The following is a 19,794-nucleotide window of genomic DNA, read 5'->3' on the forward strand; positions in this document are numbered from 1 at the left end:
ACTCCTTAGCGTGGTTTCAGGGTAGCGATAAGAAAGTCTTTCGAGCTTTCCACTTTACCCTGCTGAATTGCGGCGGCCGGGTCGACGTGCTTCGGACAAACTTCGGAGCAGTATCCCACAAAGGTACAGCTCCAGACGCCGTTCTGGCTGTTAAGCTGCGCCATGCGTTCTTTTTTGCCGTGATCGCGGCTGTCCTCGTTATAGCGGTGTGCCAGGGTGATGGCAGCCGGGCCGATGAACTCCTTGTTCAGGCCAAACTGTGGACAGGCGGCGTAGCAAAGACCGCAGTTGATGCAGCCTGAGAACTGATGGTATTTCGCCATCTGCGCCGGCGTCTGGGTGTTTGGCCCCTGATCCGGCGTGCGCGGGTTACCAATGATGTACGGCTTAATCGCTTCCAGGCTTTCGATAAAGTGAGTCATATCGACCACCAGATCGCGTTCAATCGGGAAGTTGCCCAGCGCTTCGACCTTAATGCCCTTGGTGTATTCGCGCAGGAAGGTCTTACAGGCCAGCTTCGGCACTTTGTTGACCATCATGCCGCAGGATCCGCAGATTGCCATGCGGCAGGACCAGCGGTAGCTCAGGTCTGGCGCCAGGTTGTCTTTGATATAGCCGAGCGCGTCCAGCAGGGAGGTTTGCTCGTCGTAAGGGACTTCATAGAACGCGCTGTGCGGTGCGGCGTCCACTTCCGGGTTGTAGCGCACCACTTCAACCTTCATTTTTTGCATCTCAGCCATTCGCCTTCTCCTTCTTCTCGGCGGCTTCTGCTTCTGCACCGTACACGCGCTTAGCCGGCGGCAGCGTGGTGATTTTCACGTCGCTGTAGTCCAGACGTGTGGTGCCATCCGCATCGCGCCAGGCGAGAGTGTGTTTCAGGAAATTGACGTCGTCACGTTCGGTGCAGCCTTCGTCCAGACGCTGGTGGGCTCCACGCGACTCTTTACGCGCCAGCGCAGAGTGCGCCATACATTCCGCTACGTTCAGACCGTGGCCCAGCTCGATAGTGTAGAGCAGGTCGGTGTTGAATACGCTGGAGGTATCGGTGATGCGCACGCGCTTGAAGCGCTCCTGCAGTTCCGCCAGCTTGTCGACGGTTTTTTGCATCAGCTCTGGCGTACGGTAGATACCGCAGCCTTCTTCCATCGACAGGCCCATCTCGTCGCGGATCTTAGACCAGTTCTCGTTACCCTCCTGGTTCACCAGATCTTTCAGGCGTTTTTCAACGTCTGCAACCTGCGCATCCAGTGCGGCACCGTTGGCTTCGCCTGCTGTAGCCGCCCGCTCCATCGCGCGCTCGCCCGCCATGCGGCCAAAGACGACCAGCTCTGCCAGCGAGTTAGACCCAAGACGGTTGGCGCCGTGCAGGCCCACTGAGGAACACTCGCCGACGGCGAACAGACCTTTAATTCGGGTTTCGCACTGCTGGTCGGTTTCGATCCCGCCCATGGTGTAGTGCGCCGTTGGACGTACCGGAATCGGCTCTTTCACCGGGTCGACGCCAACGTAGGCTTTTGCCAGTTCGCAGATGAACGGAAGACGTTCCAGCAGTTTCTTCTCGCCCAGATGACGCAGGTCGAGGTGAACGACGTCGCCGCGCGGCGTGGAGATAGTGTTGCCTTTGCGCCACTCGTGCCAGAAGGCCTGAGAGACTTTGTCGCGCGGGCCAAGTTCCATATATTTGTTCTTCGGCTCGCCGAGCGGGGTTTCCGGGCCCATGCCGTAATCCTGCAGATAGCGGTAGCCGTTTTTGTTGACCAGAATACCGCCCTCACCGCGGCAGCCTTCCGTCATCAGAATGCCGGAGCCTGGCAGGCCGGTTGGGTGATACTGGACGAACTCCATATCGCGCAGGGGTACGCCGTGGCTGAGCGCCATGCCCATGCCGTCACCGGTGACGATGCCGCCGTTGGTGTTATAACGATAAACGCGACCCGCACCGCCCGTCGCCATCACTACCGCGTTGGCGCGGATCTGGACAAGCGTGCCTTCCATCATATTCATCGCCACCAGGCCGCGCGCGTGTCCGTCATCAACCAGAATGTCGAGGACGAAATGTTCATCGAAGCGCTGAATTTGTGGGAACTGAAGGGAGGTCTGGAACAGGGTGTGCAGCATGTGGAAGCCGGTTTTATCGGCGGCGAACCAGGTTCGTTCAATCTTCATTCCGCCAAAGCGGCGAACGTTGACGCTGCCGTCCGGACGGCGGCTCCACGGACATCCCCACTGTTCAAGCTGGGTCATTTCCGTTGGACAATGATGCACAAAGTAGTCAACGACATCCTGTTCGCAAAGCCAGTCGCCCCCTGCAACCGTGTCGTGGAAATGGTATTCAAAGCTGTCATGATCCTGCGCAACGGCGGCGGATCCTCCTTCTGCTGCCACAGTGTGACTACGCATTGGATAGACTTTTGAAATCAATGCGATTTTAGCGTTAGGATTAGCTTGTGCTGCAGCAATCGCAGCACGTAATCCAGCCCCGCCAGCGCCTATTACGGCAAGATCGGCCTGAAAAGTTTGCACGACATTCCTCCAGATTTTTGTTATTTCGCAACGCGACAAACTAAAGGTAGTTCACCCGTCCAAAAGGACGATTGTGAAAGCGTTTCCACTGCTCCTTTATGGGTAAAACAGTATAACCGTGTAGATGTCAGGGAAATTTGACGTGTTCGATTTTTTTGCTGTTCTGTACGGCGATTTATCATGAAGATTGATGAAATACGTCACGAAAAAGTTCACCTAAATGAAATGCGCTTTTTTACTGCGCAAAATTTGTCTCTGCCCCTGCTAACGAGTAGACTTCGTGCCCTTGTCTGAAATCGGAGAACAACTCATGAGCGAAACGGCCACCTGGCAGCCGAGCGCATCCATCCCTAATCTGTTAAAACGCGCTGCAATTATGGCGGAGATCCGCCGTTTCTTTGCCGACCGCGGAGTCCTTGAGGTGGAAACGCCGTGCATGAGTCAGGCAACGGTAACGGATATTCATCTGATCCCGTTTGAAACCCGTTTTGTTGGCCCCGGCCACTCTCAGGGGATGAATTTGTACCTGATGACCAGCCCGGAATATCACATGAAACGCCTGCTGGCAGCGGGATGTGGCCCGGTGTATCAGCTGTGCCGCAGTTTCCGTAATGAAGAGATGGGTCGTCACCACAACCCGGAATTCACCATGCTGGAGTGGTACCGCCCGCATTATGATATGTACCGCCTGATGAATGAGGTGGACGATCTGCTCCAGCAGGTGCTGGACTGTTCAGAAGCCGAAACGCTCTCCTATCAGCAGGCTTTCCAACGCCATCTGGAAATCGATCCGCTGTCGGCGGATAAAACCCAGCTGCGTGAAGTAGCGGCAAAGCTGGATCTGAGCAACGTGGCGGATACCGAAGATGATCGCGACACGCTGCTGCAGCTGCTGTTCACCTTCGGCGTAGAACCGCAGATTGGCAAAGACCGTCCGACGTTTGTCTATCACTTCCCGGCAAGCCAGGCTTCACTGGCGCAGATCAGTACCGAAGATCATCGTGTCGCAGAGCGTTTTGAGGTCTATTACAAAGGCATCGAACTGGCGAACGGCTTCCACGAACTGACTGATGCCCGCGAGCAGCAGCAGCGCTTCGAGCAGGATAACCGCAAGCGCGCCGCGCGCGGTCTGCCGCAGCAGCCTATTGATGTTAATTTGCTTGAAGCCTTAAAAGCGGGTCTGCCGGATTGCTCCGGCGTGGCGCTGGGTGTGGATCGTCTGGTGATGCTGGCCCTGGGCGCAGAGCAGCTTGGCGATGTGATTGCGTTTACCGTAGATCGCGCCTGACGGCAGTTAACCCTCTCCCGTGGGAGAGGGGCGCCCTGCTTATCTTACAAACTCCCCGCCGGGCGCGTACGCGCCGCTGACGTCAACGTTCTTCCCGTTTTACGCCCGTCCAGGCTTTCCAGACGCATCTGGAACGGTGGGAACGGCATATCAATACCGTGCTCGCGGAAGCCTGCCAGAATCAGCTGGTGGATCTCATGGCGCAGCGGCATACGGTGGCCCATTTCGGCGGCGTAGATACGCAGCTCGAAAATCTGGATCCCCTGCTGTAAATCCACCAGGAACACTTCCGGTGCCGGGTTATCGATCACCAGCGAGCAGCGCTCTGCGGCTGTGTAGAGGATCTGGGTGACCTCTTCGCTGTTGGCGTCCGACGGCGCCGGTACCGTCAGCACCACACGGGTAACGGAGTCTGACAGCGACCAGTTGATGAACTGCTCGGTAATAAACGCCTTGTTCGGTACGATGATCTCTTTGCGATCCCAGTCGCTGATCGTTGTCGCACGTGTGTTGATCTTCGTGATGCTGCCGGTCAGATCGCGGATCGTGACGGTATCGCCAATACGGATCGGTTTTTCGAACAGAATGATCAGGCCAGAGATGAAGTTGGCGAAAATCTCCTGTAAACCAAAACCTAACCCTACACCAAGGGCCGCCACCAGCCACTGCAGCTTCGACCACTCAATACCGATCATCGAGAAGCCAACCAGTCCGCCAAACAGCATGATCAGATATTTGGTTATGGTCGTAATCGCATAACCCGTCCCCGGCGTTAAATCCAGATGCTGCAGCAGCGCCAGTTCCAGCAGCGCCGGGAAGTTGCGCACCAGCTGCGTGGTAATGATCAGCACCAGAATGGCAATCAGCACCGCCCCTAAGGTGATCGGCTCCAGGCTTTCAACACCCTGCACCGTGGACGTCACGTCCCAAAGAGAGATGTTCTCCAGGAAGCCGAATGCGGAGTGGATCTCTGACCACAGGAAGATCACCGACAGGAGGGCAATCAGCATCAGTATGGAACGAACCAGACGCAGGGACTGGGTGCTGATGGCATCCAGATCCAGTTCGACCTCGTCCGCTTCCGTCGTGCCTTCCGTACTGTTGACGTGGTTTGGCTCTTCCTCACCCCGCGCGCGCTGGGCGAGGATCTCTGCCCGGCGATGCTTGGCTCGGTCAAAGGCCAGACGGCGGCGCTGGATCAGCATCCAGCGGCGGATCACGTGGTACACCACCAGCAGCAGGAACCAGATGGCCACCGAGGTTTCCAGCCTTGCCAGCAGCGCCTGCGCGGTTGCCAGATAGCCCACCGCGGCCGCCAGCATCGCAAACAGCGGCGCGCTAAGCAGCAGGTTCCAGAGCAGCCGGTTGAACATGTTTTCGCCGCTGCCGGATTTATCGAGATAGAGCGGAATACCCGCGCGTTTCAGGCTGAGCGTGACGATGGCCAGCGCCCCGCATATCAGCATAAAGCAGAGACGGCCCAGCGAGCCTGAGAATTCCCGGTCGTTGAGATTGTCGAACATGATCAGCGCCATAATCAGCGGCACAATCAGCCCGATGCTCATCAGGTAGTAACGCATGGCGCGCGCAACGCGATTGCGCGGCCAGCCAAAGTGGGTGATAAACAGGCCATTGGGGCGCGCGAAGGTGGCGCAAATCATGACTACCCACAGCAGCGGCACCGTGGCGGTGACGCCATCGCCAATCGCGACCGCGAGCGGATAGGGCCAGGCTTCCCGCAGGCCATAGCCCAGCGTCATCCACAGCACCGGCAGCGGGGAGGCGACAAGAATCGACCAGAATACGGTGCGCAACGTTAGCCAGAAGTGATCCTGGGTGACTTTCCCGACCCTGGAGCTGGAACGCTCCAGGAAGCGAGTGAAATGTCTGCGCGAGTAAATGCTGAAGCCCACCAGAATCAACGCCCCCAGCAGCGGGAAAATGGTCTCTTTGCTGGTGAACATCATCACGCTGGCCTGTCCCAGCTGGCTGAAGGTGTCCAGCGAAATCAGGCGGCGCAGGTCCTGGACAATTTCAATCGGCCACGAGAAGGTCATCGGACGCACGTCGGACGTCCAGAAGAGATAACGGTGCGTCGCCTCGTTCACCTCTTTCAGCGCATCTTCCAGCTGGCTGTTGGAGACTTTTAGCTTGGTCAGCTCCAGAATCAGCGTATCCCCGCCCTGGAGCAAAGAGTTCAGCAGTTCACGCTGGGTACGCAGCTGGGCTTCCAGAATACGGTTTTGCTCGCTGGTCAGGGGCTGTCCGTCAGCCTGACGGATCTGGCGGATTTGCGGCTGTTTATTAAGGAGATCTTCAAAGTGCAGTCGCTGAACGCGCAGCTGGGCCATCTCGGTATCCAGCTGTTGCGGCTTCGGCATTTCCGGCAGGCGCGCGACCTGGGCACGTAGCGCTTCGCCCAGCAGGTTTGATGACCCGAGCCACTGGGACTGCTCGCGCAGGGTGTTGAGCGCCTGGCGAACCTGAAGGGTTTGATTGGTGGCCTGACGCTGCTGCGAGGCAACCAGATCCATACGCTGCGCCTGCTGATTCAGCGCGGCAGAAAGCTCGCGGTTGACCTTAAACTGTTCGACGATTCCGGCAGGCAAGTTATCGCTGTTTTCTGCCAGCAGTTCGGTACTTTCCAGCGCGCGCTCCGCCTCGCGTTGACGCTGACTGTTGAGCTGATTGCGCAGGGCCTGAAGATACGCATCCAGTTGCTCGCTCTGCTTCTGAGCGAGTTCAGAGCGCATCCGCGACAGCTCCTGGCGGTTATTGGCGGAAAGCTGCGCCAGCTCAAGCTCATCGACAAGGGCCTTCAGGCGAGCCGATTCTGCCTGAAGGCCCAGATTTTGGGCCTGAGCCTGTGGCGTATTGCCGCTTTGCGTACCCACGCGGCGCTCAACTTCATTTAGCTGGCGACGGGCGTCGGTTTGCTGCTGCGGAAGCTGGCTGAGGGAGTCGGCAATTTCGCGCGCGCGCTCCTGTTCCTGCTGCGCCAGGCGGCTCTTTTCCAGAAGCTGGCTGCTGACCTGGAGGATCTCCTGGTTTAGCGCGTCGGAGGTCATCCCTGCGGGAACATCGCGCGGTTCGTCACGCAGATTATTGAGCTGCGCGCGCAGCGTCTGCGAGAGTTTGGGGAAGTTGTCGATAACCTGCTGATACTGCTGAGCGCGCTCAAGAGAGCCTTTCCGCTCCTCAAGCGCGTTCAGGGCAGCCTGGAGCGACTCGACGGTCTCTGGCTGAGCGGGTTTGGCCGCTTTTGCCTGCTCCAGTTCCTGGGTTATCTGTTTGGCGTCGGGGGCTGTCGCTGCGTACGCCCCCATGCTGAGGCACCAGGCCATCAGTAGAACGATAATCGGGCGCACGTCAGCGATCCTTCTGTTGTTAGCCTTCGTCTTTTTTGTCGTCAACCAGCGGGCTGGCGTCGTGCTCGGCGTTGATCTCTTCCTGTGACAGCGGAGCAGGTTCTGCTTCCGGCGTCACGAAGGTTTCGGTTGAGACCGCCAGCGGCTGACCCAGCTTGGTGACCGACAGGCTTTCGAGCTGTTCAGCCAGCTTCACTTTGCCAGGTGCAAACAGGTTGATCACGGTGGAGCCCAGCTTAAAGCGACCCATCTCCTGACCTTTGAGCAGGGCCACAGAGCCTTCCGCTTCACCGGCAGGCCAGGTCCAGCGTTTGATCACGCCTTCGCGCGGTGGGGTGATGGTGCCGGCCCAGACGGTTTCTATGCTGCCTACGATGGTTGCACCCACCAGAATCTGTGCCATAGGGCCAAATTCAGTATCGAACAGACAGATGACGCGCTCGTTACGGGCAAACAGGTTCGGCACGTTCTGCGCGGTCAGGTGGTTGACGGAGAACAGATCGCCCGGGACATAAATCATTTCACGCAGGATACCGTTACACGGCATGTGCACGCGGTGATAGTCGCGCGGTGACAGATAGGTAGTGGCAAACGTACCGTTGCGGAACAGATCCGCCATCAGGTAGTTACCTGCCAGCAGAGCTTCCAGACTGTAGTTATGGCCCTTCGCCTGCAGGATTTTGTCGTCTTCGATGTTACCCAACTGGCTGATCACGCCGTCTGCTGGCATCACCAGGACGTTAGGATCGGTGTTCAGCGGGCGCACTTCGTCACGCAGCGGGCGCACGAAGAACTCGTTGAAGGTGCGGTAGCTGGCGGTGTCCGGCTTTTGCGCCTCTTTCATGTCGACCTTGTAATATTTTACGAAAAGATCGATGACCAGTTTGGTCAGCCAGCCTGCGCGTTTGCTCGCGCCCCAGCCCGCCAGGCGAGTGAGCCACAGTTTTGGCAGAATGTATTGAAGCGAAAGTTTAAATGCGTTTAACAAGGTAGCCTCCAGGCCATTGTTTTATCGTTCCTGATCCGGCGTTAAGCCGCCGGAACCTGAAAAAAGGGGACGATTTTAGCGATGCTTAGCTTAGTTGTCAGTTATCAGAATCAGAAAAGTTTTTACGCGTTTTTACGTCTTCCATGCTCTCAAGAATACGGTGGTAATTCTCGAAGCGGGTTTCCGCGATCTCGCCTTTCTCAACCGCTTCACGGATAGCGCAGCCTGGATCGTTATCGTGTTTACAGTCGCGGTATTTACAAGCGCCTAAATAATCATGGAATTCGACAAATCCGTTAAAGATTTGTTCCGGCTCAAGGTGCCACAAACCGAACTCACGCACCCCTGGGGAGTCGATCACGTCGCCGCCGTGCGGGAAATGATACAGACGCGAGGCGGTGGTGGTGTGCTGGCCCAGACCCGAGACGTTGGACACATCGTTAGTCAGGATCTCTTGCTGGAGGCCAAGCAGGTTGTTCAGCAGGCTCGATTTACCCACGCCGGACTGGCCCGCAAAGATGCTGATACGGTCGGTCAGCGCCTCTTCTAACGGCTTAAGGCCATCTTTGGTATGGCTGGAGACCATCAGCACGCGATACCCGATCTTACGGTAGATATCCATCTGCTCATTCACGAAGGCCATGCCGTCGTCATCCAGCAGATCGATTTTATTCAACACGATGATCGGTTCAACCTGCAGCGTTTCGCAGGCGACAAGGTATCGGTCGATAATGTTGAGTGAAAGTTCGGGTAAAATCGCCGAAACAATGACGATCTGGTTAATGTTGGCGGCAATTGGTTTTACGCCATCGTAGAAATCCGGGCGGGTGAGCACCGACGTGCGTTCATGCACGGCTTCAACGATGCCCTTAACCGTGACACCTTCAGCGGCCTCTTTACCCGGACGCCAGACCACGCGATCGCCGGTCACCAGAGAACGAATGGTCCGGCGGATATTGCAACGGTGAATGTCACCGTCGGCGGATTCGACATCGGCATGCATACCGAAACGGCTGATGACTACGCCTTCCGTTGGGTCGCCAAACAGGTTGTCGTCGTAATCGACCTTCTCCGCAGTGGTTTTAAGACGGCGCTGGTGATTGGCATTCACGCGGCGCTGCTGCCCTTTGGAGAGTTTATTTTTACTCAATCGCACTGGCTCCTGGTCGCCCGTAGGGGGCAAAACCTCTATGATACACTCTAATTAATACTAGTTAACCTGCTACTGCCGGTTATGCGAGAAGGGTGGAAAATAACATGAGCGCGGATGAAAACAACCTGATTTGGATCGATCTCGAAATGACCGGGCTGGATCCCGAGCGCGATCGCATTATTGAAATTGCAACCCTGGTTACGGACGCCAACCTGAATATCCTGGCTGAAGGGCCAACGATAGCGGTGCATCAGTCCGATGACCAGCTGGCGTTGATGGATGATTGGAACGTGCGTACCCACACCGGCAGTGGTCTGGTGGAGCGGGTGAAGGCGAGCACCATGGGTGACCGAGAGGCGGAGCTGGCGACGCTTGAGTTCCTGAAACAGTGGGTTCCGGCAGGCAAATCGCCAATCTGTGGGAATAGCATCGGCCAGGATCGTCGTTTCCTGTTTAAGTACATGCCGGAACTGGAGTCTTACTTCCACTACCGCTATCTGGATGTCAGCACTTTGAAAGAGCTGGCGCGTCGCTGGAAGCCTGAAATCCTCGACGGCTTTAAAAAGCAGGGGACGCACCAGGCGATGGACGATATCCGAGAGTCCGTGGCGGAGCTTTCTTACTACCGCGAAAACTTTATTAAGCTGTGATTTTGCGATCCGGCGCCTTGCGTGGCCGGGTTTTTGTCGTTAAATTGTTCAGCTTGCCGATTTAATAAGCATTTGAACTTAATTTCGAAAAAATCGCTTTAAGGGGGGTTGCAGCTAAAAGGATTTCTCGTATAATGCGCCTCCCGTAACGACAGAGAATTACACGTTACGACAGCAACAAAAGCAGTGCAGATTTGCGGGAATAGCTCAGTTGGTAGAGCACGACCTTGCCAAGGTCGGGGTCGCGAGTTCGAGTCTCGTTTCCCGCTCCAAAATTTGAAAGTGCTTTCACAGCACAGACTGCCCAAGCGGGAATAGCTCAGTTGGTAGAGCACGACCTTGCCAAGGTCGGGGTCGCGAGTTCGAGTCTCGTTTCCCGCTCCAAAATTTGAAAGTGCTTCCACAGCACGGACCACCCAAGCGGGAATAGCTCAGTTGGTAGAGCACGACCTTGCCAAGGTCGGGGTCGCGAGTTCGAGTCTCGTTTCCCGCTCCAAATTCTTCTTCATCTCTAAAATATCCACAGCGAAAAGCGTCGCTGGGGACGTTTTCTATTGTCTCTGAAATAATCTTGTGAACAGAGTTATCCACAGAAACTGCGCTTAACCGAAACAGGGTTAAAACTTAGCAGGGTGAATAATATCTCCATAACGCGCTGTATTTAAAACATAAAATTTGATTTCAAAATGTTATTGAGATCACTTGACCTCTTCTCCAGCCCAGATGGCGCTTGAGTTTGTAATTTTATTCACAGGCTGTGAATAGTTCAGGCATCCCGCGGAAGCCCTTTTTCAATCACCCTCACCAGACGCTGTTTCTTCGGCAGCTGCACCTCGACAACGCAGGCATTACGTTTCTCAATTTGCTGCGCAATCGCCCACTCGATGTGCTCATCAAGAAGTGGGTGCTCACCTCGACGGCTTTCAAGCGCCCGTATATTCGCTTCCTCCCACGGGGCATTCCCCAGCGCGACGGCAACATTACGCAGCCAGCGCAAATGACCAATACGGCGAATGGCCGAACCCTCCGTCACTTTCAGGAACCATGCTTCGCTCCAGGCGAACAGCTCAATGAGCTGCGGCGCATGCAGCGCCTTACGCGGGCTGAAATCCTCTTCGTCCGTGAGCTGTGAATAGCGGTTCCACGGGCAGATCAGCTGGCAGTCGTCGCAACCGTAGATGCGGTTGCCAATAAGTGGCCGGAATTCCTCTGGAATGGCCCCTTCCAGCTCGATAGTGAGGTAGGAGATGCAGCGGCGTGCATCAACAGTGTAAGGCTCGACGATAGCACCCGTCGGGCAGATGGTCATGCAGGCCACGCAGCGCCCGCAGCCTTCTTCGACCGGGCCGTCTACCGGCAGCGGTAAATCAATCAGCAGTTCGCCCAGGAAGAAGAACGATCCGGCGTCACGGCTGAGGATAAGTGAGTGCTTACCTGTCCATCCAAGCCCGGCTTTTTCGGCGATCGGGCGCTCAAGAATAGGCGCAGAATCGACAAAGGGTCTAAAATTCAGCGAAACACAGTGCTGCTGAATGGTTTCCCCGAGTTTTTTTAAGCGGTTACGCAAGAGCTTATGGTAATCACGACCCAAAGCGTACCGGCTGACGTAACCCAAAGAGGGATTTTTTAGCGTGCGCGCAAAGGCCGCGTTGGCGGGTAGATAGTTCATGCGCACGCTGATGACGCGTAATGTGCCCGGCAAAAGCTCGTGAGGACGGGCGCGCATCATGCCATGACGCGCCATCCATTCCATTTCGCCGTGGTATTGTTTGTCCAGCCAGGCCTGCAGTTTCGGCTCGCTGGCGGAAAGGTCGGTATCGGTAATGCCCACCTTCTGGAAGCCAAGCTCAGCACCCCACTGTTTTATTTTTTGCGCTAATTCATTGAGATCGAGGGGCTGTGACATGACGGACCATACGGTGAAGAAAAACCCCGCAAGTATACCACATTCCATCTGGCATGCGGATGACCTCCGGCGTGCCGAAAAAGAGGCCGCAGACAGCCTCGGGATTACCCTCTATGAACTGATGCTGCGTGCGGGTGAGGCGGCGTTTAACGTTGCCCGCAGCGCGTACCCGCAGGCTGCTCACTGGCTGATTCTGTGCGGGCACGGCAATAACGGCGGTGACGGCTACGTCGTCGCCCGTTTGGCGGTTGCGGCCGGTATCCGCGTGACCTTGCTGGCTCTCGAAAGTGATAAACCGCTGCCGGAAGAGGCTGGCGCGGCGCGGGAGGCATGGCTTAACGCAGGCGGTGTAATTCATGCGCCTGATATCGTCTGGCCGGAAGAGGTGGATCTGATTGTTGATGGTCTTCTGGGCACCGGGCTGCACAGCGCGCCGCGCGAAAATATTGCCGTGCTTATTGAACACGCTAACAGACATTCCGCGCCGGTAGTCGCCCTGGATATTCCCTCTGGCCTGATTGCAGAAACCGGCGCGACGCCGGGGGCGGTCATTCAGGCTGCCCATACGGTGACCTTTATCGCCCTCAAACCGGGGTTACTGACCGGTAAAGCGCGAGACGTCGTTGGCGTGCTGCACCACAATGCGCTGGGGCTGGAGAGCTGGCTGGCCGGGCAGGAAATGCGCCTCGCGCGTTTTGATGCGTCGCAGCTTGCAGCGTGGCTCCCGCCGCGCCGACCAACGTCCCATAAGGGCGATCACGGCAGGCTGGTGATTGTGGGAGGAGACCACGGTACGGCTGGTGCGATTCGTATGACGGGTGAAGCGGCTCTGCGCAGCGGTGCCGGATTAGTGCGAGTGCTCACTCGCATTGAGAATATTGCGCCCATAATCACCGCCCGGCCGGAACTGATGGTCCATGAGCTTACGCCCCAGGCGCTTGAAGAAAGCCTGGAATGGGCGGATGTGGTGGTGATTGGCCCCGGGCTTGGGCAGCAGTCATGGGGTAAACAGGCCCTGCAAAAGGTCGAGAATTTTCGTAAACCGATGCTGTGGGATGCCGACGCGCTTAACCTTCTGGCAATAAACCCGGATAAGCGTCACAATCGCATTCTGACACCACACCCCGGCGAAGCCGCGCGCCTGCTTAACTGCAGCGTGGCAGAAATTGAAAGCGATCGCTTACTTTCTGCTCAGCGTCTGGTAAAACGTTACGGAGGTGTTGCTGTTTTAAAAGGGGCAGGAACCATTGTTGCCAGTGATGAGATGCTGGGCATTATTGATGCCGGAAATGCGGGCATGGCGAGCGGCGGAATGGGCGATGTGCTTTCCGGCATCATTGGCGCATTGCTTGGACAGAAACTTCCCCTTTATGATGCAGCCTGTGCGGGCTGCGTGGCCCACGGTGTCGCGGCGGATAAACTGGCTGCGCGTTACGGTACACGCGGTATGCTGGCCACGGATCTTTTTTGCACGCTGCGGCGTGTTGTTAACCCGGATGTGATTGACGTAGAAAATGACTAATCGAGCGATTCCTTTACCTGATGAACAAGCCACTTTAGAACTCGGCAAGCGCGTGGCGCAGGCCTGTCAGGGGGCAACCGTCATTTATCTGTATGGTGATTTAGGTGCGGGTAAAACCACCTTCAGCCGGGGTTTTTTGCAGGCGTTAGGGCATAACGGGAATGTGAAAAGCCCAACCTACACGCTGGTAGAACCGTACACCCTTGAAAATCTCATGGTGTACCACTTCGATTTATACCGCCTTGCGGATCCTGAGGAGCTGGAATTTATGGGGATCCGTGATTATTTTGCCAACGACGCCATTTGCCTGGTGGAGTGGCCGCAACAAGGTGCGGGTGTGCTGCCTGACCCGGATGTCGAAATTCACTTAGATTACCAGGCTCAAGGGCGTGAGGCACGCATCAGTGCTGTTTCCTCATCAGGCAGTTCCTTACTGGCGCGTCTGGCCGGTTAAGCGTAGGGATGACGGGATGATAAATCGCGTTAAAGGTTGGGTGTTGGCTGCCACCGTGCTGCTGTGCGCGCAGGCCGGGGCGGCAAACCTCTCAGATATTCAGGTATCTAACGGCGAAAGCCAGGCTCGAATCACGTTCAGCTTTATGGGCGATCCTGAGTATGCGTTTTCACAGCCAGACAGCCACAGCGTGGCGCTGGATATCAAGCAGACAGGCGTGATCCAGGGATTACCGCTGCGGTTTAGCGGCAACAACCTGGTGAAAAGTATCCGTTCGGGTACGCCGCAGGATAGCCAGTCGTTACGCCTGGTGGTTGATCTGACCGAAAAGGGCAAAACGAAGGCGGTGAAGCAGCAAAACGGGGCGAACTATACGGTGGTCTTTACCATCAATGCCGACGCACCGCCGCCGCCGCCGGTCGTAGCGAAGCGCGTGGAAGAACCGGTATATACGCCGCGTCCTTCTGAACCTGCGCGTAATCCGTTTAAATCGCAGAACGATCGCATTACTGCGGCAACCAGCAGCAATACGGTGACGCGTCCGGCGGCCAGCGCGCGACGCGCGACGGTCAGCGGTGACAAAGTGATTATCGCCATTGATGCGGGTCACGGCGGGGAAGATCCCGGGGCGATTGGTCCTGGCGGCACGCGAGAGAAAAACGTAACTATCGCTATCGCGCGTAAACTGCGTTCGCTACTCAATGACGACCCTATGTTTAAAGGCGTGTTGACCCGCGACGGGGATTACTTTATCTCCGTAATGGGACGCTCGGACGTGGCGCGTAAGCAAAACGCGAACTTCCTGGTCTCTATTCATGCGGACGCTGCACCGAATCGTAGCGCCACCGGCGCCTCGGTTTGGGTGCTGTCGAACCGTCGCGCTAACAGCGAAATGGCCAACTGGCTGGAAGAGCACGAGAAGCAGTCTGAACTGTTAGGCGGCGCGGGCGACGTGCTGGCGAACAGCCAGTCAGACCCGTACCTCAGCCAGGCGGTGCTGGATTTACAGTTCGGTCATTCTCAGCGCGTCGGGTATGATGTCGCCACTAACGTATTGAACCAGCTGCAAAGCGTTGGCGTGCTGCATAAGCGTCGTCCGGAACATGCCAGCCTCGGCGTTCTGCGCTCGCCAGATATTCCGTCCATCCTTGTAGAGACGGGCTTTATCAGTAACAACGGTGAAGAGCGTCTGTTGGGAAGCGACAGTTACCAGCAGCAAATTGCCGAAGCGATTTATAACGGTTTACGCAAATATTTTGAGGCGCATCCTCTGCAGTCTGCGCCGCAGAGCGGCGCTGCCCAGACGGCCAGCGCAGCGCTGCCGGGTGAGATGACCGCGACCAACTAAGGAGAATTCATGCCGATTCAGGTTCTACCGCCGCAGCTCGCGAACCAAATCGCCGCCGGTGAGGTGGTGGAACGCCCTGCGTCGGTGGTGAAGGAGCTGGTGGAAAACAGCCTCGATGCGGGCGCAACCCGCATCGATATTGATATCGAACGCGGTGGCGCGAAGCTTATCCGCATTCGGGACAACGGCTGTGGCATTAAAAAAGAGGAGCTGTCGCTGGCGCTGGCTCGTCACGCCACCAGTAAAATCGCCTCTCTGGACGATCTGGAAGCGATTATTAGCCTCGGTTTTCGCGGAGAAGCGCTGGCCAGTATCAGCTCGGTTTCGCGTTTAACGCTGACCTCCCGTACCGCTGAACAGCAGGAAGCCTGGCAGGCTTACGCCGAAGGGCGCGACATGGATGTGACGGTCAAACCGGCGGCGCATCCTGTCGGGACGACGCTTGAAGTATTAGATCTCTTCTACAACACTCCCGCCCGACGCAAGTTTATGCGTACCGAGAAGACCGAGTTCGGCCATATCGACGAGATCATTCGCCGTATCGCGCTGGCCCGTTTCGATGTCACCATCAACCTCAGCCACAACGGCAAGGTGATGCGCCAGTACCGCGCGGTGGCAGAAGGTGGACAGAAAGAGCGCCGCCTGGGCGCTATCTGCGGGACGCCGTTTCTGGAACAGGCGTTGGCCATTGAGTGGCAGCACGGCGATCTGGCTTTACGCGGCTGGGTTGCCGATCCAAACGCGAGCAGTGCTGCGTTCTCGGAAATTCAGTATTGCTACGTGAACGGCCGCATGATGCGCGATCGTCTTATCAATCACGCGATTCGCCAGGCCTGCGAAGACAAGCTCGGGGCCGATCAGCAGCCTGCTTTCGTCCTTTATCTGGACATCGATCCGCATCAGGTGGATGTGAATGTTCATCCTGCCAAACATGAGGTGCGGTTCCACCAGTCGCGTCTGGTTCACGACTTCATTTATCAGGGCGTGGCCGCTGTGTTGCAGCAGCAGGCAGCACCAACGCTGCCGCTGGAAAACGACGCTCCAGCGCCGCGTCCGCTGCCGGAAAACCGAGTGGCGGCAGGGCGTAACCATTTTGCGGAGCCTGCCGCCGCGCGTGAACCGGAGACCCCGCGTTTCTCCCCGGCAGGGAGCGCACCGCGTCCAACGGGCGCGAACTACCCGAATGCCCAGCCTGGTTATCAGAAGCAGCAGGGAGCGTTGTACCGCAAACTGCTGGAAACGCCAGCCGTGGAGCGTAAAGAGCACATTCCTGCCGCTCAGCCTTCTCTGGACGGGCATAGCCAAAGTTTTGGCCGGGTGCTGACGATTATCGCGCCCGACATGGCATTGCTTGAGCGTGACGGCAAACTGATGCTTATGGCACTGCCGGTCGCCGAACGCTGGCTTAAACAGGTGCAGCTCACGCCTGGCGAAAATGCAGCCTGCGCGCAGCCGCTCTTGATTCCGGTTCGCCTGAAAATATCCCCTGATGAAACAAGGGTATTGCAGCGTGCAGAGCCGCAGCTGGCGCAGATGGGTATTGAAACTGTGCTCGAACCACAACATGTGACAATTCGTGCAGTGCCTTTACCCTTACGCCAACAAAATTTACAAAACTTGATTCCTGAACTGATAGGCTACCTGGCGCAGCAAACATCGTTTGATGCCGCCAACACCGCGCAGTGGATCGCCCGCCATCTGGCAAGCGAACACACGCCGTGGAGCATGGCACAGGCCATCAGCGTGCTGGCTGAGGTTGAACGCCTCTGTCCGCATCTGGTGAAAGCGCCGCCGGGTGGGTTATTACAACCTGTTGATTTACAAACGGCGATGAACGCCCTGAAACATGATTGACGTAAGTAAGGCGAGCCTGCCTAAGGCAATTTTTTTAATGGGCCCAACGGCCTCCGGCAAAACGGCGCTAGCCATTGAGTTGCGTAAAGTTTTGCCTGTAGAGTTGATTAGCGTCGACTCCGCCCTCATCTACCGAGGGATGGATATCGGCACGGCGAAGCCTGACGCAGAAGAACTGCGCGCGGCACCGCACCGTTTGCTGGATATACTCGACCCGGCTCAGGCTTACTCCGCAGCGGATTTTCGCCGGGATGCCTTAGCCGAGATGGCAGAGATAACGGCGGCGGGGCGTATACCGCTGTTGGTTGGCGGAACCATGCTCTACTTCAAGGCGCTGCTGGAGGGGTTGTCACCTCTGCCATCCGCGGATCCGGAAATAAGAGCAAAAATTGATCAGCAGGCGGCAGAGCAGGGTTGGGACGTTTTGCATCAGCAACTGGCGGAGATTGACCCGGTTGCTGCAGCGCGGATCCATCCAAATGATCCGCAAAGGCTTTCCCGGGCACTGGAAGTTTTTTTCATTTCGGGTAAAACTTTAACGGAACTGACGCAAACGTCAGGAGACGCTCTGCCGTATCAGGTGCATCAGTTCGCCATCGCCCCGGCGAGCCGTGAACTGCTCCATCAGCGGATTGAGCAGCGTTTTCATCAGATGTTAGCTTCAGATTTTGAAGCAGAAGTGCGGGCGCTTTTTGCCCGTGGAGATTTGCATACGGACATGCCTTCCATTCGTTGTGTGGGATACCGCCAGATGTGGTCGTATCTTGAAGGTGAGATTTCATACGATGAAATGGTTTATAGAGGTGTTTGCGCCACGAGACAGTTAGCGAAGCGCCAGATCACCTGGTTGCGCGGTTGGGAGGGTGTTCACTGGTTAGACAGTGAAAAACCGCAACAGGCGTTAAACGAAGTGATTGAGGTTGTTGGTGATATCGCTCACTGAATGTGTACAATTGAGGCGTATCGTGCGCAATTTTTCAGAATCGCAAGGTTCTAAGTACAAAACAAGCATATAAGGAAAAGATAGAATGGCTAAGGGGCAATCTTTACAAGATCCGTTCCTGAACGCATTGCGTCGGGAACGTGTTCCAGTTTCTATTTATTTGGTGAATGGTATTAAGCTGCAAGGTCAGATTGAGTCTTTCGATCAGTTTGTGATTCTGTTGAAAAACACGGTCAGTCAGATGGTCTACAAGCACGCTATTTCTACTGTTGTTCCGTCCCGTCCGGTATCTCATCACAGCAATAACGCTGGCGGCGGCACTGGTAGTAACTACCATCATGGCAGCAGCGCGCAGGGTTCTTCAACGCCGGCGCAGGACAGCGACGAGACCGAATAAGGTTTCGCACTGTTATCCACACGGGGAGCCAGGGATCCTGCGTTCCCCGCTGATCTTTTTAGAGAGGTTTACGCTTGTTTGACCGTTATGATGCCGGTGAGCAGGCGGTGCTGGTACACATCTATTTTTCGCAAGACAAAGATATGGAAGACCTCCAGGAGTTTGAATCTCTGGTCTCTTCCGCCGGTGTCGAAGCAATGCAGGTGATTACCGGTAGCCGTAAAGCGCCGCACCCAAAGTATTTTGTTGGTGAAGGTAAAGCAGTCGAAATTGCGGATGCCGTAAAAGCAACCGGCGCGTCAGTCGTGTTGTTTGATCATGCGCTGTCTCCAGCCCAGGAGCGCAACCTGGAAGCCCTTTGCGAATGCCGTGTTATCGATCGCACGGGTTTGATTTTAGATATTTTTGCTCAGCGTGCACGTACCCATGAAGGGAAACTGCAGGTTGAGCTGGCGCAGCTGCGCCATCTGGCAACGCGTCTGGTGCGTGGCTGGACACACCTTGAAAGACAAAAAGGCGGGATTGGTTTGCGCGGTCCGGGTGAAACCCAGCTCGAAACCGACCGTCGTTTACTGCGTGGCCGAATTACCCAGATCCTCTCACGTCTGGAACGTGTAGAGAAACAGCGTGAACAGGGGCGTCGGGCGCGCACCAAAGCCGACATCCCGACGGTGTCGCTGGTGGGCTATACCAACGCCGGTAAATCCACCCTGTTTAACCAGATAACTGAGGCCCAGGTGTATGCCGCAGACCAGCTGTTTGCGACCCTGGACCCTACGCTGCGCCGTATTGACGTTGCAGACGTCGGTGAAACGGTGCTGGCGGATACCGTAGGTTTTATTCGCCACCTGCCGCATGACCTTGTGGCGGCGTTTAAAGCCACCCTGCAGGAGACGCGACAGGCGACTCTGCTGCTGCACGTGATTGATGCAGCAGACGTGCGCGTGCAGGAGAACATTGACGCGGTGAATGTGGTGCTCGAAGAGATCGATGCTCACGAGATCCCAACGCTGTTGGTCATGAACAAGATCGATATGCTGGACGATTTCGAACCGCGTATCGACAGAGATGAAGAAAACAAACCAATTCGGGTCTGGCTTTCTGCCCAGACCGGTATTGGTGTGCCACTGCTTTTCCAGGCTTTGACAGAACGTCTTTCCGGTGAGGTAGCTCAGCACACGCTGCGACTGCCGCCACAGGAAGGCAGGCTGCGCAGCCGGTTTTATCAGCTTCAGGCGATAGAAAAAGAGTGGATGGAGGATGACGGCAGCGTGGGGATGCAGGTGCGTATGCCGATCGTTGACTGGCGTCGCCTCTGTAAACAAGAACCTGCGCTGGTCGACTATATCGTCTGATCAGAAAGGGGATGCCTGAATAATTCGCCCTTGCATAACAAATAT

Annotated in this window: 15 protein-coding genes and 3 tRNA genes; 12 read left to right on the forward strand and 6 right to left on the reverse strand. The window is 56.4% G+C overall.

All coding sequences use genetic code 11. From position 1 onward, the window contains the following. Window positions 1-5: 5 nt before the first annotated feature. Together ELK40_RS02725 and frdA are read right to left on the reverse strand one after the other, a co-directional pair. Entirely contained in the window at window positions 6-740 is a 735-nt protein-coding gene (locus tag ELK40_RS02725) for a succinate dehydrogenase/fumarate reductase iron-sulfur subunit (protein ID WP_023310124.1), read from the reverse strand. Continuing rightward, on the reverse strand, window positions 733-2,523 hold the full coding sequence (gene frdA / locus ELK40_RS02730) for a fumarate reductase (quinol) flavoprotein subunit (RefSeq protein WP_008502932.1): 1,791 nt from the start codon (window positions 2,521-2,523) through the stop codon (window positions 733-735). Before frdA ends, ELK40_RS02725 begins: the two co-directional genes overlap by 8 nt. A gap of 310 nt (window positions 2,524-2,833) precedes the next feature. On the opposite strand from frdA, the gene epmA reads away from it, so the two are divergent. Next, window positions 2,834-3,811: an elongation factor P--(R)-beta-lysine ligase gene (gene epmA / locus ELK40_RS02735; RefSeq protein ID WP_127729343.1), complete on the forward strand. Its 978-nt coding sequence runs from the start codon at window positions 2,834-2,836 to the stop codon at window positions 3,809-3,811. A gap of 44 nt (window positions 3,812-3,855) precedes the next feature. Here epmA and mscM read toward each other — a convergent pair whose 3' ends face one another. The 3 genes from mscM to rsgA form a co-directional block, all read right to left on the reverse strand. Continuing rightward, window positions 3,856-7,179: a miniconductance mechanosensitive channel MscM gene (gene mscM / locus ELK40_RS02740; RefSeq protein WP_115876635.1), complete on the reverse strand. Its 3,324-nt coding sequence runs from the start codon at window positions 7,177-7,179 to the stop codon at window positions 3,856-3,858. Window positions 7,180-7,198: 19 nt separating this feature from the next. Next, entirely contained in the window at window positions 7,199-8,167 is a 969-nt protein-coding gene (gene asd, locus ELK40_RS02745) for an archaetidylserine decarboxylase (RefSeq protein ID WP_115876634.1), read from the reverse strand. Window positions 8,168-8,264: 97 nt separating this feature from the next. Next, the gene (gene rsgA / locus ELK40_RS02750) at window positions 8,265-9,317 is read right to left on the reverse strand and encodes a small ribosomal subunit biogenesis GTPase RsgA (RefSeq protein WP_181899774.1); all 1,053 of its coding nucleotides are present in this window, start codon (window positions 9,315-9,317) and stop codon (window positions 8,265-8,267) included. A gap of 107 nt (window positions 9,318-9,424) precedes the next feature. Between rsgA and orn the strand changes: the two genes are divergently transcribed. From orn to ELK40_RS02770, 4 genes are all read left to right on the forward strand, one after another. Next, complete coding sequence (orn, locus tag ELK40_RS02755; RefSeq protein ID WP_115876632.1) at window positions 9,425-9,970, forward strand: oligoribonuclease; 546 nt, start codon at window positions 9,425-9,427, stop codon at window positions 9,968-9,970. Window positions 9,971-10,166: 196 nt separating this feature from the next. Further along, window positions 10,167-10,242 (forward strand) — tRNA-Gly (locus ELK40_RS02760). A 36-nt stretch (window positions 10,243-10,278) separates the two neighbouring features. Beyond that, window positions 10,279-10,354 (forward strand) — tRNA-Gly (locus ELK40_RS02765). 36 nt (window positions 10,355-10,390) lie between these two features. After that, a tRNA-Gly gene (locus tag ELK40_RS02770) sits at window positions 10,391-10,466 on the forward strand. A 270-nt stretch (window positions 10,467-10,736) separates the two neighbouring features. Here the strand turns inward: ELK40_RS02770 and queG are convergent. Next, complete coding sequence (queG, locus tag ELK40_RS02775) at window positions 10,737-11,876, reverse strand: tRNA epoxyqueuosine(34) reductase QueG (protein ID WP_127729345.1); 1,140 nt, start codon at window positions 11,874-11,876, stop codon at window positions 10,737-10,739. Here queG and nnr point away from each other — a divergent pair. From nnr to hflX, 7 genes are all read left to right on the forward strand, one after another. Next, window positions 11,875-13,398 (forward strand): bifunctional ADP-dependent NAD(P)H-hydrate dehydratase/NAD(P)H-hydrate epimerase, encoded by a 1,524-nt coding sequence (gene nnr, locus ELK40_RS02780; RefSeq protein WP_115876630.1) that lies wholly within the window; start codon window positions 11,875-11,877, stop codon window positions 13,396-13,398. The genes queG and nnr overlap by 2 nt on opposite strands. Beyond that, a complete protein-coding gene (gene tsaE / locus ELK40_RS02785) occupies window positions 13,391-13,852 on the forward strand; it encodes a tRNA (adenosine(37)-N6)-threonylcarbamoyltransferase complex ATPase subunit type 1 TsaE (protein ID WP_013095283.1) in 462 nt (153 codons plus the stop codon). The genes nnr and tsaE overlap by 8 nt, the downstream gene beginning before the upstream one ends. 16 nt (window positions 13,853-13,868) lie before the next feature. Continuing rightward, window positions 13,869-15,200, forward strand: coding sequence for an N-acetylmuramoyl-L-alanine amidase AmiB (gene amiB, locus ELK40_RS02790; RefSeq protein ID WP_115876629.1), 1,332 nt, complete (start codon window positions 13,869-13,871; stop codon window positions 15,198-15,200). Window positions 15,201-15,209: 9 nt separating this feature from the next. Further along, window positions 15,210-17,054 (forward strand): DNA mismatch repair endonuclease MutL, encoded by a 1,845-nt coding sequence (gene mutL, locus ELK40_RS02795; RefSeq protein WP_127729347.1) that lies wholly within the window; start codon window positions 15,210-15,212, stop codon window positions 17,052-17,054. Then, window positions 17,047-17,997 (forward strand): tRNA (adenosine(37)-N6)-dimethylallyltransferase MiaA, encoded by a 951-nt coding sequence (gene miaA, locus ELK40_RS02800; protein WP_127729349.1) that lies wholly within the window; start codon window positions 17,047-17,049, stop codon window positions 17,995-17,997. Before mutL ends, miaA begins: the two co-directional genes overlap by 8 nt. Window positions 17,998-18,082: 85 nt before the next feature. Next, window positions 18,083-18,394: an RNA chaperone Hfq gene (gene hfq / locus ELK40_RS02805; RefSeq protein ID WP_023334248.1), complete on the forward strand. Its 312-nt coding sequence runs from the start codon at window positions 18,083-18,085 to the stop codon at window positions 18,392-18,394. Window positions 18,395-18,468: 74 nt separating this feature from the next. Beyond that, window positions 18,469-19,749: a ribosome rescue GTPase HflX gene (hflX, locus tag ELK40_RS02810; RefSeq protein ID WP_023310136.1), complete on the forward strand. Its 1,281-nt coding sequence runs from the start codon at window positions 18,469-18,471 to the stop codon at window positions 19,747-19,749. The last annotated feature ends 45 nt before the right edge of the window (window positions 19,750-19,794 follow it).

Origin of the sequence: Enterobacter sp. N18-03635 (assembly GCF_004006055.1) — a bacterium.
GTDB classification, from domain to species: domain Bacteria; phylum Pseudomonadota; class Gammaproteobacteria; order Enterobacterales; family Enterobacteriaceae; genus Enterobacter; species Enterobacter vonholyi.